Annotated in this window: 16 protein-coding genes; 14 read left to right on the forward strand and 2 right to left on the reverse strand. The window is 44.8% G+C overall.

Annotated elements, in window-relative coordinates:
* The 12 genes from AC1RNB_RS13985 to AC1RNB_RS14040 all read left to right on the forward strand — a co-directional run bounded on the left by AC1RNB_RS13985 (window position 1) and on the right by AC1RNB_RS14040 (window position 9,621).
* Window positions 1-621, forward strand: a complete 621-nt coding sequence (locus AC1RNB_RS13985) for a hypothetical protein (protein WP_305267559.1) — start codon at window positions 1-3, stop codon at window positions 619-621.
* 10 nt (window positions 622-631) lie between these two features.
* Window positions 632-1,630 (forward strand): TraJ family protein, encoded by a 999-nt coding sequence (locus AC1RNB_RS13990; RefSeq protein ID WP_305267562.1) that lies wholly within the window; start codon window positions 632-634, stop codon window positions 1,628-1,630.
* A gap of 1 nt (window position 1,631) precedes the next feature.
* Window positions 1,632-2,249: a conjugative transposon protein TraK gene (traK, locus tag AC1RNB_RS13995; protein WP_305267564.1), complete on the forward strand. Its 618-nt coding sequence runs from the start codon at window positions 1,632-1,634 to the stop codon at window positions 2,247-2,249.
* Window positions 2,246-3,307 (forward strand): conjugative transposon protein TraM, encoded by a 1,062-nt coding sequence (gene traM, locus AC1RNB_RS14000; protein WP_305267566.1) that lies wholly within the window; start codon window positions 2,246-2,248, stop codon window positions 3,305-3,307. Before traK ends, traM begins: the two co-directional genes overlap by 4 nt.
* Window positions 3,308-3,314: 7 nt before the next feature.
* Complete coding sequence (locus tag AC1RNB_RS14005) at window positions 3,315-4,076, forward strand: DUF8473 domain-containing protein (protein ID WP_305267568.1); 762 nt, start codon at window positions 3,315-3,317, stop codon at window positions 4,074-4,076.
* 6 nt (window positions 4,077-4,082) lie between these two features.
* The gene (locus AC1RNB_RS14010; protein WP_493083735.1) at window positions 4,083-5,627 is read left to right on the forward strand and encodes a hypothetical protein; all 1,545 of its coding nucleotides are present in this window, start codon (window positions 4,083-4,085) and stop codon (window positions 5,625-5,627) included.
* Between the two features lie 9 nt (window positions 5,628-5,636).
* Window positions 5,637-6,329 (forward strand): hypothetical protein, encoded by a 693-nt coding sequence (locus AC1RNB_RS14015; RefSeq protein ID WP_305267572.1) that lies wholly within the window; start codon window positions 5,637-5,639, stop codon window positions 6,327-6,329.
* Entirely contained in the window at window positions 6,326-6,592 is a 267-nt protein-coding gene (locus tag AC1RNB_RS14020) for a hypothetical protein (protein ID WP_493083737.1), read from the forward strand. Before AC1RNB_RS14015 ends, AC1RNB_RS14020 begins: the two co-directional genes overlap by 4 nt.
* A gap of 9 nt (window positions 6,593-6,601) precedes the next feature.
* Window positions 6,602-6,871 carry a helix-turn-helix domain-containing protein gene (locus tag AC1RNB_RS14025; RefSeq protein ID WP_305267574.1) on the forward strand — a complete coding sequence of 90 codons (270 nt, stop codon included), beginning with the start codon at window positions 6,602-6,604 and terminating at the stop codon, window positions 6,869-6,871.
* 662 nt (window positions 6,872-7,533) lie between these two features.
* On the forward strand, window positions 7,534-8,334 hold the full coding sequence (locus AC1RNB_RS14030) for a HipA family kinase (protein ID WP_493083739.1): 801 nt from the start codon (window positions 7,534-7,536) through the stop codon (window positions 8,332-8,334).
* Window positions 8,312-8,695 (forward strand): DUF3037 domain-containing protein, encoded by a 384-nt coding sequence (locus AC1RNB_RS14035; RefSeq protein WP_493083741.1) that lies wholly within the window; start codon window positions 8,312-8,314, stop codon window positions 8,693-8,695. The genes AC1RNB_RS14030 and AC1RNB_RS14035 overlap by 23 nt, the downstream gene beginning before the upstream one ends.
* Before the next feature lie 32 nt (window positions 8,696-8,727).
* Window positions 8,728-9,621 (forward strand): PfkB family carbohydrate kinase, encoded by an 894-nt coding sequence (locus AC1RNB_RS14040; RefSeq protein WP_493083743.1) that lies wholly within the window; start codon window positions 8,728-8,730, stop codon window positions 9,619-9,621.
* 48 nt (window positions 9,622-9,669) lie between these two features.
* On the opposite strand, the gene AC1RNB_RS14045 is transcribed toward AC1RNB_RS14040, so the two are convergent.
* Window positions 9,670-10,428: a LytR/AlgR family response regulator transcription factor gene (locus AC1RNB_RS14045; protein ID WP_493083745.1), complete on the reverse strand. Its 759-nt coding sequence runs from the start codon at window positions 10,426-10,428 to the stop codon at window positions 9,670-9,672.
* A 6-nt stretch (window positions 10,429-10,434) separates the two neighbouring features.
* Window positions 10,435-11,469, reverse strand: a complete 1,035-nt coding sequence (locus tag AC1RNB_RS14050) for a sensor histidine kinase (RefSeq protein ID WP_493083746.1) — start codon at window positions 11,467-11,469, stop codon at window positions 10,435-10,437.
* Window positions 11,470-11,823: 354 nt separating this feature from the next.
* Between AC1RNB_RS14050 and AC1RNB_RS14055 the strand changes: the two genes are divergently transcribed.
* Together AC1RNB_RS14055 and AC1RNB_RS14060 are read left to right on the forward strand one after the other, a co-directional pair.
* Entirely contained in the window at window positions 11,824-14,862 is a 3,039-nt protein-coding gene (locus AC1RNB_RS14055) for a SusC/RagA family TonB-linked outer membrane protein (RefSeq protein WP_493083748.1), read from the forward strand.
* A gap of 19 nt (window positions 14,863-14,881) precedes the next feature.
* Window positions 14,882-16,297, forward strand: a complete 1,416-nt coding sequence (locus AC1RNB_RS14060) for a RagB/SusD family nutrient uptake outer membrane protein (protein WP_493083750.1) — start codon at window positions 14,882-14,884, stop codon at window positions 16,295-16,297.
* Window positions 16,298-16,353: the final 56 nt, after the last annotated feature.

Below are 16,353 nucleotides of genomic sequence, written 5' to 3' on the forward strand. Positions count from 1 at the left end.
ATGAAAACAGTGATGGTGATATTGATCGCTTTAATTAGTAGTGTGCGGATGTGTGCGCAGGTACAGGAACTACAGCAATTAAAACTCGATCTTGAAAAACTCGCGCAGTTCAAGCTGATACTGTCCCAAATGAAATCGGGTTACCAGGTATTGCAGAATGGTTACAATGGGATACGCGATATCGGTAAATCGAATTTTAACCTGCACCAGGATTATCTCGAAGGATTATTGCTGGTAAGTCCTTCGGTGAAAAACAATCCTGCTGTTAATCGCGTGTACAACACGCAGACACAAATCATTATTGACAGCAAATCACTTTTGTCAGATTTACGAAAAAGCCAGGTGTTCACCGTTTCTGAACTCAATGAAGTTACCCTCGCGTGTAAAAATATTACGGATGTTGTTGGTGTTGATGCAGAACTGTTATTGTCTGTGTTGACACCGGGAAAATTTCGGATGAGTGATGGTGAACGCACGGAGGTCATGGGAACAATGGAGCAATCGGTGCAGAAACAGGCGGCGAAATTAAAAGGTTTAAGTGATGAGTATTTAAAACTCATGATGCTTCGCAGGCAGAACAGGCGTGATATGGAATCATTGAAAGGATTGAGCAAACAATAAAGACCAAGTGATGAAGCGAATAGTGTGTGTGATGCTGGTGATAATGCCAATGGTTGTCAGTGCGCAATCCATTTCCAACGGGGAGGGTTTGCAGTTTGTGCTGGATCAACTGTACAATAACATGATGCCGATGTGCAGCCAGCTGATCGGCGTGGCGCGCGTGATCGGCGGGCTGGCGGCGCTTTGTTATATCGCGATGCGTGTATGGAAAAATATTGCAGCAGCGGAACCGGTTGATGTGTATGGACTGGCACGGCCTTTCGTAATCGGGCTTTGCATCGGCCTTTTTCCGCAGGTGATCGCGCTGTTCAACGGGATACTACAACCCATTGTCATGGCAACTGCGGCAATGGTGAAGAACAGTAACGCGGCGATGGAAAAATACTTAGGCCTGCATGACAGCAGTACGATGGGGATAGGAGCGCTCAATCCTGCCAACTGGATCCGCGAAGGCATCAAGCAAATACTTGAGTTTGTTTTCCAGGCGGCGGCGCTCATCATAGATGTCATCCGTACTTTTTACCTGATCGTGCTCGCGATCATTGGTCCCGTGGTTTTCGCGCTTTCGATTTTCGATGGGTTTCAGCATTTGTTGACGGTGTGGCTCGCGCGCTACATCAATGTATACCTGTGGTTGCCGGTGGCCAATATTTTCGGCGCGATCATCGCGAAGATCCAGGAGAGCATGATGACGGATACCATGCCCAATATCCCGGGTCAGCCGTTTTCGACTACCGACTGGGCGTATATCGCTTTTCTGTTGATCGGGATCATCGGTTATTTCACGGTGCCTTCGGTTGCGAATTATATCGTCAATGCAGGTGGTGGTAATGCGCTCCTTCATAAGGTTACTACGATGACAGTTGGCGCAGGTAAACAGGCAGCGAGCATGGCAACAACAGGAATGTCAGCAGATGCGTATGGCGGCGCTGCCAACAAGATGAGCAGCAATATGAGTGATGCAGCCGCAAGCGGCGGATATTTCAAGGACAAAGTAAGCGGCAAATAAAATGTTTAAACCTACTCAAAATATTGATACTGCTTTTCGCGCAATGCGTGGCTTTATGCTCATCGTTGTAATCGGCAGTTTGTGTGTCAGTGTGTACGCGATTTACAACAATGCAATGCTTGCGGCGCGTATGCAGGAAAGAGTATATGTACTCGCCAACGGCAAAGCAGCGGAGCTGCTGGCGGGAACACGTAAAGAAAATATCGGCGTAGAAGCAAGGGATCATGTGGCGATGTTCCATACCTGGTTCTTCTCACTTGACCCGGATGAAAAAGCGATCGCGGCATCTGTCAAACGTGCCTTGTATATGGCAGATGGATCGGCAAAAAAACAATACGATGACTTGCAAGAAACCGGATATATCGCGGGGATCATTTCTGGTAACGTAAGCCAGCAAGTGTTGATCGACAGCGTGAGCGTGAATACCGTGGCCGAACCGTATTTATTCCGCTGTTACGCGACACTGAAAATCATCCGTTCCACCAGCATAGTAACACGCAGCCTTATAACGCAAGGAGTCCTACGCAGTGTGGCGCGCAGTGACCATAACCCGCACGGCTTCCTGATCGAGCGTTGGGAAATCCTGGATAACAAGGATCTTAAAATTGAAACACGATGAACAAGCAACTGAAATTTTACCTGCTCCTTCCTGTACTGGCGATACCTTTTATCAGCGTGGCATTTGCGTGTATGGGTGGCGGAAAAATAAAGACTGATCATTCAGTGCAACGTGGTGGCATGAATACGCGGTTGCCGGATGCACAGATCGCAAAGGACAGTGCGAAAGATAAAATGAGTTTTTATGCGCAGGCCGTCAGTGACTCGGTGCGGCATGAACAGCAGTTGAAAAACGATCCATATACAAATCGTGCGGAGACAAAAACTGTTGAAGAGAAAATTGAGGCGATAAGGGAACGGATACAAATGCCGCAAAAGACCAGTTCACCACCTGTGCGTGATGAACGGCCTGTGTATACAGCGCCTGTTGTTACTTCAAAAGATCGAATCGCAGACCCGGACCTTGAAGCGATCAACCAGACCATTGAAAAACTGGCCGCGCTGCAGAATCCTGCGAAGGCACCGAAAGAAATTGCCAAACAAAATGGAGCGACTTTGGATGTCCAGGCAGCAACCAATAGCGAAGAAAATTATTTTGGAAAAGCACGTTCAAAAAGTGCCGGTAGTTTTTATGAAGAAACGACCACGGGTTCGACTACCGGTTCAATGACTGCGACAATACCGGTTGCACAGGTGCTGCAGGCAGGATCCGTGGTGAAAATGGTATTGAACAATCCTGTTACGATTGGCGGGCGGATGCTGCCTGCGGGAAGTATGGTCTATGGAACTGCTGCAATTGACAATGAACGGTTACTGATTCGTATTCCCTCTGTTCGATTGCGCGATGAAATTTTACCTGTTGAATTGAGTGTATATGATCTCGATGGCATGGAGGGTATCTATGTACCGGGATCTATTTCAAGGGATGTTTTGAAATCTACTGCTGAACAATCCATGCAATCGATGAATGTATTATCGCTTGACCCGAGTATTAAAACACAGGCTGCGATAGCGGGGATCGGGGCAGTTAAAAATATGTTGTCTAAAAAAGTCAAAGCCGTGCGTGTGAGCGTAGCCGCGGGCTACCAGGTTTTTCTGCGTGATAACCATTCAAAATAGAGAAGTGATGAGAATGATATTGTGTGTAATAGGTTTATTTTTTGTTGTTGCGGTGAAGGCGCAGGTTGCAGTGGTGGAAGTAACTACGAATAAAACCATCAGTTTAATATTTCCTTCTGCGATCCTATCGATCGACCGCGGCAGTGAACATATCCTCGTCCAGAAATCAACCGCGCAGGTCTTAAAAGTAAAAGCGGATTCTGTTTTTGCAGATACGACCAATCTGACCGTAATCACAACAGATGGGAAACTGTATTCTTTTCTTATCGTGTATCACGCGTCACCCGCAGTTCTGACGTTCGATCTCGGTGCGGGTAAAAATATATTAGGCGATACAGTCCTTACTGCGCTTGCACAAAAAGTGCGCGCGATGGATCACCGCTTATATGGTGTACGTTATTCGTCTGGTTTGGTATTGCTCCGTGTGCAGGGAATCTATACCAACGGGAACGTAATCGCAGTGAAACTGCGGATCGATAACCGGTCAACCCTTTCTTACGAGATCGGCGGCGTGAGTGCGCTTCTCTCGGGCGGAGTTTCTGCGAAGCGGCGGGCTGTTCAGGATCGCGAGGTACCACTATTACTTACCGATAAAGCGAACAACACGGTTCGCGAAAAACAAAGCCTGGTGATTGTGGTCATCATTCCCAAAGCAGGGCTTGTGCAGGGGCAAACCCTTCAGATCCATGTGCAGGAAAAAGGCAGCGACCGGCAACTGCACCTCGACCTTACGAACAAATACATTCTTAACGCAATCCTGCTTAACTAAAGTTTTATGCATATAACTACTTCGCATTTACCCAAAATGTGCAAATCACTCGAAGATGCTTTGCGCAATGAAAAGGAATGGCTGGCTTTTGACAGCGAGATCCAATTGCTTTCTGTGTATGACCTGCATTATTTTGATTCGCCTTCTGCCGCTGCGGATTTTCAACTCTTCAATCACCACAATGAAAAAGAAGTGGTGCTGCTTCCTGTGGATGCTTTGTTAGGGTATGTCCAGGATACGGCGCGCGAACAATTGAAAGAGGGAAAACCATTTAACCATATCGAGATCGATGATGAGCGTGTGTTGGGATATTATTCAGAAATGAAGTTCAATAAAACGGTTGCGGAACTGGAGGAAATGCTTGACCAGCACAAATGGCAAAATGCAGTTTACCAACCTGTGCAGGTTCCGGCTGAAGGAACGGTGTTGGGCGACATACTTCATGCGATCCATCAATCCTTCGCGGTTGAAAGTCTTTCGCGTTTTGCTTTGACCGGCGAGCGCGCGGCGGAGCGCGTAGCGGAAATGGTTGGACGGCACTGGACAGGAACGCCGATGGAAAAATTTATCCCTGATGTTCTGTCCGGAAAAATTCTACAGCAATCTATTAATCACGAACATAAAACAACGAGTATGACACAGAAAAACCTGGAATACCTGCAGAAACAACTGAAGGATGCGGGATTCAACGAATCGATTTTCCCCGAGCTGGAAAAGAACATGGTGGAAGGCAAGGAAAATTTCGAACTGAAGGACAAAGTAAATTTTGGAAAGGATGAGCTTTCTGTTACACCGCATTTCGCGCGTTCCAAACAGGAAGGAAGCGATATGTATTTTTTCAACAAGTATGATGCTTCCTTGAAAAACCAAAGCGTCAATACGACGCAGACTTTTTTCATCAACAACAAGGGGCAGAGCATTGACCTGAATGAAGCGAAGAACCTACTGAACGGGCGCAGCGTTTACAAGGAACTGACGCCGAAGGATGGCGATAAATACCGTGCCTGGCTCAAGCTGGATTTTAGTGAACGGGATGAGCATCAAAATGCTGCTATGCGTTCTTACAACCGTGGCTATGGTTTCGACCTGAAAGAAGCCGTGGGGAGGATCCAGTTAAAGGAAATGGGTGATCCTGCGCAGATGGAGCAACTGTACAAAACGCTGCAACAGGGTGAACTGGTGAATGCCACGCTGATCAAGGGTGGAAAGGAAATCCCGATCGAACTGACCACAGATCCGAAACACCATACCTTAAAGATGTGGGACAAGGACGGGGTTTCGCTGTTTATGCCGGGACCCAAAAAGGAAACGAAGTATGGTCAAGCGCCGGTGGACCAGAAAAGGATCGAGGAGGGAACGGAACTGAAGGCCGGTGATGCGTTGGTTAATTCGGCGAACAGTGTGCAGAACGGCGAAACGCCCACTGCGAAGACGGAGAGCGTGGCCAACCAGATTGATAAAAAGAAAGACCTGCTTCCAAAAAACACACGGCAGAATAGTCTACTTCCTAAGAATCGTGTTCGCCAGGGTAAGGGGCAAGGAATCGCTTAAAACTAAACTATGAACCAGAAAAATATCGATCAGCTCGCAACCCGCCTGGAGGCATTGGGTTGCGGGCCTGCGATCCGGCAACGTCTTCAAGCATTTGCGTGCTTCGGGCCTGCGGCTTTCGAGATTTTGCATACAACTCCATTAACGGATGGAGCTTGTGAGTTTTTGATCCATTGCGCTAAGGGCGACCAGGGCTTGTACGATGCATTGTATTATACTGCTGTACTTAAAAGACAGCCTTCTGTTCCTGCGGGTATGGAGGGACTGGATCAGTCTCTTGGCGCTGTTAACTGGGAGCGCCTGTTGGCGGCGCGGGAACATGTGGTAGAGGGTTCGGACGGTGATGCTGTGAAAGCAGCGGAGCTGATCAGCCAGTTAAATGAGGTTGACGCGGGCGGCGTGTTGCGGTTCAGGTACTGGGCGGGGACGGCATTGGAAAACGCTGTCCCAAACCTGGCGGTGCTGAAATCGCAGCATGAATTGTCGCAGCGGTTTTACTTAGTGCCTGACCTGCCGCCCATCCGGTTCGACGAGGCGCAGCGTTTCCTGGCCAGCCGGTGGATGGAAAAAAGGATCAACGCGGACAGGAAGTTGCTGGTAAAAAATGAGCGGGCGGAAAGTGCCAATACCGGGGCGAAAGGTGGCAAACTACTCACCAAAAGGACAAAGGCCAACCGCAAACCAGGCCTGTTCAACAGATGAGCATCGAGGCGTTTTTTGAAACCATCAGCGAGGACCCGCGCATTACGACTGCGCATGTCAGTATATACCTTGCTATGCTGAGTGAGTTTCAAAATGACCAGGGTGAAATGTATCTCGTGAACAGGACAAGGATCATGCAGCTTGCAAAGGTGAATGCACGATCTACCTATGATAAAGTGATGAATGATCTTGCCGATTTTGGGTACATCAAATACTTCCCGGCATTCGGGAGGAACAGTAAAATTAAATTCAATAAACTGTAAGGAGGGTTTATGAGTATAGATATTGTGACGAAGGATGACCTTCTTGTTTTCAGAAATAATTTACTCGCCGATCTGAAAGCAGTGATCAGCGAGGTGGTGCAGAAAATACCGGAATCGCCGGAAGGATATAAAACGAAACACGTGCGTGCGATACTGGGTTGTTCGGTGAACAAACTGGTGGCGCTGCGAATTTCGCGAAAGATCCGTGTGAAAAAAGTGGGTGGTACACTTTATTACAACAAGGATGATGTAAAGAAGCTGGTGCAGGAAGGGTATTGAAATTATTCGTACTGCGGTAAAAAGATAAAAGCCCTCGATTGAGGGCTTTCTATTTTAAAAGACTTGCAGGGTGAGTGGTAGGGTTCTTTGACATTGCTGGATAAATTACAGTTAAATTATTTTTCATAATGGCCTCCTTTTTTTTGGTTTGTATCTGTGTTTCCACAGAGTTGTTTTTGAATAATTGGTGTACTATTTCTTTTGCTTCCAATACATGCCAAACAATTACAATCAAAATCAGCAATAACTTAAAGAACTTAATGGTTACTCTCTTTCCCTGGGCCAAGCTTGAGGCTTCAAAGTTGAGGACGCAGGTTGTCATTCCCGCACCAGTTTGCAAATATAAGCTACTATGAAAAAGTAACGAAAAGTGATTGCCTGATACAATGGGTTTTGTACCTTTACAATAGCTCTTTCAAAAACACATTTTCTACCTGTGAGACATGGCTTGAGTCATTTGCCAAAAGTCTTGTAAAGTGTTGAAAATTAATATATTGTAAGTCGTTTCGAATCCTGTCTTCCCGACGTAAAAAGTCCTTCAGCAATGAAGGACTTTTTCATTTTACAGACCCAGGCCATCCGTGAACGCAGTCCGGGATAGTATACAAAAGGGTCTTGGCTTTTTGCGGTATATTTATTTCATTGTTTCCAACCATTTTAGCATGCAGACAATTCCTTCTCCAGAGATCAGAACCGTAGCGGTAACCCGTTATGTGGCGCCTTTGCGTGAGGGTGGTTCTTTGCCTGCCATTGCCGAAGCTGATGATTCTTTTTTGTATGTGCTGAAATTCAGCGGTGCCGGACAAGGGGTGAAAGCCCTGATTGCAGAACTGATCGGAGGCGAAATTGCGAGGGCGCTGGGCCTGAAAGTACCCGAAATCGTTTTTGCTGAACTGGACACGGCTTTCGGACGTACGGAGCCTGATGAAGAGATCCAGGATCTGCTGAAAGCAAGTGTGGGAAAAAACCTGGGCCTGCATTATCTCTCCGGTGCCATCAGTTTTGATCCCAATGTGACGGTGGTTGATCCGTTAACTGCCTCCAAAATTGTATGGTTGGATGCGTTGCTGATGAATGTAGACAGAACTGCCCGCAATACCAATATGCTGATCTGGAAAAAAGAATTGTGGCTGATAGATCATGGCGCGGCACTGTATTTTCACCATACCTGGCAGGAATGGGCATCGTATGCGGCCAAACCTTTTGTGCAGGTAAAAGACCATGTACTATTAGCGAGGGCTTCTGTTTTGGAAGAAGTACAGGCGAAGGCAGTGCAGATACTTACGCCGGATCTGGTGAAAGCCATTGTAGCACTGGTGCCTGATGAATGGTTATTACCGGGAGATGAAAATATAACTGCCGAAGAGCGCAGAACCGTTTATGCTGAATTTCTGAATCAAAGAATAGCCTTATCACAGATTTTTGTAAAAGAAGCCACACATGCCAGAGAATCACTTATTTGAGTATGCCATCATACGGATCGTACCCAGAGTGGAGCGCGAAGAGTTCTTCAATGTGGGGGTGGTACTCTTTTGTAAAAAATTGGATTTCCTGGAAGTGAAATATGTGTTGCCAGAAGAAAAAATCAGACTCTTCTGTGAAATGTTGCAGATGGAAGAGCTGAAAGAATATCTCTCCAGCTTTGAAAAGATCTGCAGGGGAACTGCTGATGGCGGACCCATTGCTTTGCTGGATAAAGCGTCACGTTTCAGGTGGCTTACGGCAACCAGGAGTACGGTATTACAAACATCCAAAGTACATCCGGGTTTGTGCGATGACCCGGCACAAGCATTGCAGCGACTGTTTGATCAATTGGTTTTATAAATTGCGGCATAGTCCGGCTCAATCGATTAGAGATGCATAATATTTGTTGTATAGGACATATTACCCATGATAAAGTAGTTACATCCGGTTCAGTTGTACACATGCCTGGTGGTACTTCGTTTTATTTTTCCAATGCCATCCGGCAAATGGATACGCGCTACCAGTTGGTTACAGCGGTAGCTGCCCAGGAACTTCCTTATGTGACTGCTTTACGGAATGCGGGAATTGAGGTAACCGTATTTCCCAGCCAACAAACTGTTTTTTTTGAAAATATTTATTCGCAGGATCAGGACAACCGCACACAGCGTGTGTTACATAAATCAGATCCTTTTACAGTAGCGCAATTGCAAGAGGTAAAGGCTGAGATCTTTCACCTGGGACCTTTGCTGGCAGATGATATTCCTGTATCGCTGATCCGTGATCTGGCTTCGCGTGGAAAAGTATCGCTGGATGTACAGGGTTACCTGCGTGAAGTAAGAGAAGAGAATGTGTACCCGGTGGATTGGCTCGATAAAAGAGAGGCTTTGCCTTTTATCAGTATTCTCAAGGCCAACGAAACCGAAATGGAGAAGCTGACAGGAACAAGTGATATACAGGACGGCATACAGAAATTAACAGCCTGGGGTGTTGCAGAAGTGATTATAACTTTGGGAAGCAAAGGTTCTGTAATTTATTGCGATGGAGATACCTCTATTATTCCCGCCTATATACCGGAGCAGGTAATTGACGCTACAGGTTGCGGCGATACCTATATGGCTGGTTATCTTTACCGGAGAACAAAAGGCGATTCGATCAATGATGCAGGCAATTTTGCCGCAGCCATGGCCACCCGTAAAATTGAAGGGTCTGGTCCGTTTGAGGGTACAGAAAAGGATGTACAGTATGTGTTACAGCAGCGTGCTACGAAACTATTCACGTTCTGCTAAGTAAGTATTGTTATGTGAAAGGTTTATGCCATTCTTTTGCTCGTATACTTATAATGCAGTGATCCACTTCCTGAAATCAATGGCACTTTCCTGGCTTACAATGATTTCTTCTGATAACGGAACTGTTAGTTCTACCAGTATTTTGATCTTATCATAGGACCGATAAGATTTCACAAAATCAATGTTGATGATGAATTTCCGGTTGGCACGGTAAAATTTCTTTGGGTCCAGTTCTTCTTCCAGTTCTTTCAGATTTTTATCTACGAGGAATTTTTTGCCATCTCTTGTTACAAGGAAACTGATCTTTTGTTCCGTATAAAAATAGGCCACTTCATCAAGCAGGATACTTTGAAACTCGATTCCTTTTTTTACTACGATCCTTGATTTACGACTCGTATCTTTTTCGGAAAGAAATCGCAGCAGGTTTTCGTGGTTGTTAAGGAAATGGTTTTTTAATGTGCGGTATTTGGCAATGGCTTTGGCCAGTTCCTGTTCATTGATAGGTTTTAACAGGTATTCGATACTGGTCTGCTCAAAAGCTTTGACCATGAAATTGTCAAAAGCAGTGATAAATATGATTGGTGAGGAAATCTTTACCCGGTCAAATATGCTGAATGAGATCCCGTCTTTCAGATGAATATCCAAAAAGATCAGATCCGGTGCAGGATTGGCCAGAAACCATGCCACAGATTCTTCTACGGTTTCCAGTGTGGCAATTATAGTAACCGGTTCTCTGGTTAACTGGATATGGTGAATAAGATTATCCAATGCTGTTTTTTCGTCTTCAATAATTACTGCTTTGATCATAACCTGTCAGGATTTAAGAATGGGTAATGTAACGGTGAACCATTCGGGGGTTTGCTGTATGCTGATATTTTTATGTACTATCAATGAATACCGTTCATTCAGATTGGATAATCCGATTTTGGATGATTGGATGTCAAATTTTTTAAGGTGACGTGGATTTATTACCGTGATAGCATCTTCTGTAATGGTAATCTCTATGTCAAGATTTTTCTTGTCGGAAAAATGATTATGCTTGATGGCATTTTCTATCAGGGTCTGTAAAGAAAGTGGGGGAATGAGATAATCTTCCACACTGATATTATCCATCCGGATAACCATACTTAAACCGGTCTGGTAACGGATTTTCAACAGGTAAAAATAGTTACTGGCAAATTCAATCTCTTCTTTCAGTTGTATCAGGTCTTTCTCTTTATTCAAAAGGATATACCGGTACACTTTTGCGAGGGTATCGTTGAACAACCTGGCTTTTTCAGGATTCTGGCTGATGAGGTAGGAAAGTGTATTCAGGGAATTGAAAATAAAGTGTGGGTCTATCTGGCTTTTCAGTGCATCCAGTTGAGCCTGTACTTTCAATTTCTCACTTCTTTCTACTCTTACCAGGTCGGATTCCCGTTCCTTGTACAGGTAAACGATCTCATAAATGCTGCTGATCTGCAGGCTGATAACGGTGATGATGATCTGGCAGGCCAGAAGATCTCCTGCGCTAAAGATGTTATTGACAAAAAAACGGTTCCAGACTGTCAGGAGTATAAATGAAAAACCCCAGCTAACCACCAGCGGAATAGCAAACCTGAGGGGAATCCGGATGTATAATTCCTTGATGGCGTATAAATAATGCCTGAGGGTCCGGTGTGCAAAAGCACTGCCCTGCCATATGCAAAAAGAGATTCCAGTAAAATACAGATAATGAAGCGATAAGCTATTCATACTGCCACCCGTAATGAATAAAAAGCCGGACAGGTGAAAGATCAATATGCCCGTGAGGGGAATGCCTATCCATTTGAACAAGGTATCGTTAACAGGTTGCAGGAGCGTGTTCATTAACAGTAGTTGGTCTATATATAAGACAGTATGAAAGCCGGAAGTTCGAATTCATTCGTAGCTTTTTTTTACCGTTCACATAATTTCACAAGCTTTTCGTATTTGCCCACTTTGCATCAACGGAATTCTTGGAAAACAGATCCTGTTTGCTGTGTTGCTTTTCTTAAGAAATTGATAATACAGAAAAAAATCAGTTCTTGATTTGGCTGTTTCGGTTCAAAAAATTCATGCTTCGGTTATTTATTACCCTCTTCTCCTCCGGCTCAATTTACTTTTCTTGTCTGATTGATTCTGTGCATCCATAAAAAGAAACAGGACACAGCTTTTTTAAACATTTTCAAATTATCTATTACAATGAGAAGACTTACAATGCTACTCGTGTGCATGGTACTGGCCATCAGTCAGTTATTTGCACAAAACCGTACCGTAAAAGGGAAGGTTACCGATGACAAAGGCATACCTATTGCCAATGCATCTATCGTGGTAAAAGGTACTACTACCGGTACCAATACAGATGCAGAAGGTAATTTTACCCTGACCGTGGCAGCAGCTGCCCGATCAATTGTTGTTTCTTCGCTGAATTTTGCACAGCAGGAATTGTCTATTACCGGGAAAACAAGTATTACCGTTTCGCTGAAACCGGCAACTGCGAGTCTGGATGATGTAGTAGTGATCGCTTACGGTACACAAAGTCGTGTAAGAACAACCGGTTCTACCACCCGCCTGAATGGTGCAGAGTTTGCGAACCAGCCTTTAAGTTCCGTAGATGCGATGCTGCAGGGTAAATCTGCAGGTCTGCAGTCTGTGGCAGCTTCCGGTCAGCCGGGTTCTTTAACACAGATCCGGATCCGTGGTATCGGCTCTATTTCTGCCAGTTCTTCTCCGTTATTTATTATTGATGGGATACCGGTTGCCACAGGAGATGGATCGCAGGTACTTACCAGTAGTAACCTGCTCGCGGGTCTGAATCCCAATGATATTGAAGACCTGACCGTGTTGAAAGATGCGGCTGCAACTTCTATCTATGGTTCAAGGGCTGCGAATGGTGTGGTACTGATCACTACTAAAAACGGTAAAGCCGGAAAAGCAAAGTATAATGTTACCACTGAAGTGGGTAGTAATGATGTGGCATATTTCCCAGACATGGCCCAGCCACTTAATAAAGCAGATGCCAGAGCTTTAACCATTGAAGGGTTGAGAAACGTGGGTGCTACCCAAACAGATATCGACCAGATACTGGCTCAGTATGGATACAATTCAACTGCTAACTATAACTGGCTTGATCTGGTTCGCAGAAAAGGTATCCAGCAGCAGGCGAATGTGTCTGTATCGGGTGGCAGTAACGGAACTACTTTTTATGCATCAGGGGGATATTTCCGCCAGCAATCGCCGGTAATCGGCTCTGAGTTCAAAAGATATTCCGGAACACTGAAAGGTACTTTCAAAGCTTCGGAAAAACTGAGCTTTAACGCTGGTGCCAATGTAAGTACATTTAACCAGATCGGCGAATCGGAAGGTAGCAGTTTCCGTAACCCCATCATTGCTTCGCTGGCATTGCGTCCTTCTCAGGAAGCTTATAAAGCAGATGGTACACCTGAATACTCCAGAACCATTTTTGAGCAGTTGTATAACCCGCTGGCCATAAATATGTACGATAAAAAGAATAACAACACCAGCAAAGTATTGGCCAATATCGGTTTGCTTTATAAGATCATCCCATCCCTGAATTTCAAAGCCAATTATGGTCTTGATTATTCAAGCATTGAAGAAACACAATATAACAACCCATTCTTCGGTGATTCCAGACCCCCTACTAATGGTTATTTCTCTGCGGCTTACCGCCGGATTTTTAACTATGTATTTTCTACAACTGTTGACTATAACAAAAGGTTCTTTGATAACAAACTCGATATGAACCTGCTGGTGGGTCATGAGAACCAGAAAACAGTAAACACAAATATATTCACAAGTGGTACGGGAGTTCCTTTAACTACTTCTATCACTTATCCGAATGTATCTGTACCCACTTCTACCCAGCCGATTGCACAGACAGATAACAGTATCGAATCTTACCTGTCAAGGGCTTTGTTAACCTATGATAACAGGTTTAACCTGAGCTTAAGCTTCCGCCGTGATGGTTCTTCCCGTTTTGCAGAAGGACGTCGTTGGGGTAGTTTCTGGTCTGTGGGCGGATCATGGAATATTGACCGTGAGAAATTCTTCGAATCAGTAACCGCCTTCTCTTACCTGAAACTGAGAGGTTCTTACGGAACATCCGGTAACAATACATTTGGAGATTATGCGGCACGGCCTACTTATACATTCGGTAACACAACAGGTGCTGCCAATGGTATTGGATCATCAGGTACTTATAATGGACAGCCAGCCAGTGCGCCTGCTAACGTAGGTAATCCAACCCTGACATGGGAAAAGAATAAATCTTTTGAAGTTGGCATAGAAGCAGGGATCCTTAAAAACCGGATCACTTTTGATGCGGGTTATTACTACCGTAAAACCTATGACCTGCTGCTGAATGAGCCGCTTTCTTCTACTGCCGGTTTCCAGTCTTTTGGTAACAACGTAGGCTCTATGGAGAACAGAGGTTTTGAGGTTACCATGAACTTTGTACCGGTACAAACCAAAGATTTCCGTTGGGATATCGGTTTCAATGCAGCCTGGAATAAAAACAAGATTCTTTCCCTGTCTGCATCCGGTGCAGATATTCTGGCTGCTGCCAGTCAGATCAGGAGAGTGGGTAGAGACTTCCAGTCTATTTATGTAAGATCATGGGCAGGAGCAGACCCAGCCACGGGTAACCCGCTTTGGTATGTAGATGAAACCAAGGGTGCTACTACCAGCAACGTGAACAATGCTTTAAGAGGTATTGTAGGTTCTGCGTCTCCTAAAGGTTTTGGCGGAGCCAATACCTCCCTGAAGTATAAAAACTTCTCAGTAGCGGCTAATTTCTACTTCCAGTATGGCAACCTGCTGAATGATAACTGGGGCTTTATTTATACCAGCGATGGAGCACTGCCTAACCTGAATAAAAATCAGAAACAATTGAGAAGATGGCAGAAACCAGGCGATATCACGGATATTCCGCGTTATGATTTTAATAACGCTACCGCCTCTAATGCCAACTCTACCCGTTATTTCTACAAAGGAGATTTCATCAGATTACGTAGTCTGACAGTATCTTATGAACTGCCGGCCGTATTGCTGAAAAAATGGGATATCACCGGTTTAAGTTTTTATGTAAGGGGTAATAATATCTGGACCAAAACATACGATCCGAATATTGCCATGGATCCTGAACAGCCTATCAATGGTTTAGCCAATAACCAGTTCTTTATTCCTAAATCTTACACAGTAGGTGTTAACCTTACTTTCTAAACTAAAAATGACAATGAAGATGAAAAAAATCATTTATATCCTCACTTTTACTGCAGGTAGTTACCTGGTAACCGGCTGTAAGAAAAGTTACCTGGAGCTGAAACCTTACGACCAGGTAGCACTCGATATCGCCATTACTACAGAGGGTGATATGCAGGCCGCTACTAATGGTATTTATTCAGCATTACGTAATAATACACTGTATGGAAGAGATATACAGTTGCGGGCAGATCTGCTGGCTGATAACATATATATATCAGCTACTAACTCTAACCGTTTTCTGGAATATTTTCAGCTGAATTACAATGCACTTTCTGCAAGTGTATCCGGTAACTGGAACAGTTCTTATGCAACAATCCTCCGGGCCAATAATGTGATCAATAGTGCACTCACAGGAAATGCCAATATTAACCAATACCGTGGTGAGGCCCTCACCATGCGGGCACTGGTTTATTTTGACCTGGTAAAACAATATGCGAAACCTTATGCCGCTGCCACGGCAGCTACAGACCTGGGTGTACCATTGGTGCTGACCTATGATCCAACTGTAAAACCCAAAAGGAATACAGTAAAGGAAGTATATGACCAGATTGAAAAAGACCTTCAGGCGGCAATACCGCTCTTAACAGACAGGGCGCCTTATTCTGCAGGGTATGCCAGTAAGAACACTGCCAAAGCTTTGCTGGCCAGATTGTACCAGTTTAAAGGTGATTGGGCAAAAGCGCTTACGAATGCGCAGGACGTGATCAATAACGGAGGTTATTCTTTAACCACATTGGCTAACTATACTGCTTACTGGTCTAATGCTAACCTGCGTACTGACAAACAGGAAACCATTTTTGAGTTAGGTTTTGATCCCAACGGAAATGCCGGTCTTGAATCACTGCCTTATTTCTTTTCACAGGTAGGTTATGGAGACGGTCTGGCTACAGACGAATTGTTTCAGACATATAGTGCAACGGATCTAAGAAGAACACTGATGGTAGATGCGGTTCGTGGTGGAAAGAATGTAAAAGTGATCAACAAGTATCCTAACAACAATAACTACACCATCAAAGTGGTTCGTTTGTCAGAAGTATACCTGATTGCTGCAGAAGCTTCTTATCAGACAGGTAATATTCCACAGGCATTAACCTATGTAAATCAGGTAGCAACCCGCAGGGATGCCGCTTTTGCGGGATATGTTTCTGCAGGTGCACAGGTGCTGGAAGATATCCTTACAGAAAGAAGGAAGGAACTGGCTTTTGAAGGACATCGTTTCTGGGATCTTGTCCGTTATAACAGGGACGTGGTTCGTGTAAATGTGAATGGGAATTACCCCGGTAATGTACCATTGACCATTGCCAAGGATAATTTCAGAAGAATACTGCCTATTCCGCAGACTGAGCTGGATGCCAATCCAAATATCAAGTCGCAGCAGAATACAGGGTATTAAAGATTAATCCCCCATTGTAGTACAAAACAAGAAATGCCACTATCGTAAGATGGTGG

The organism is Sediminibacterium sp. GW821-FHT12F12, assembly GCF_058806635.1.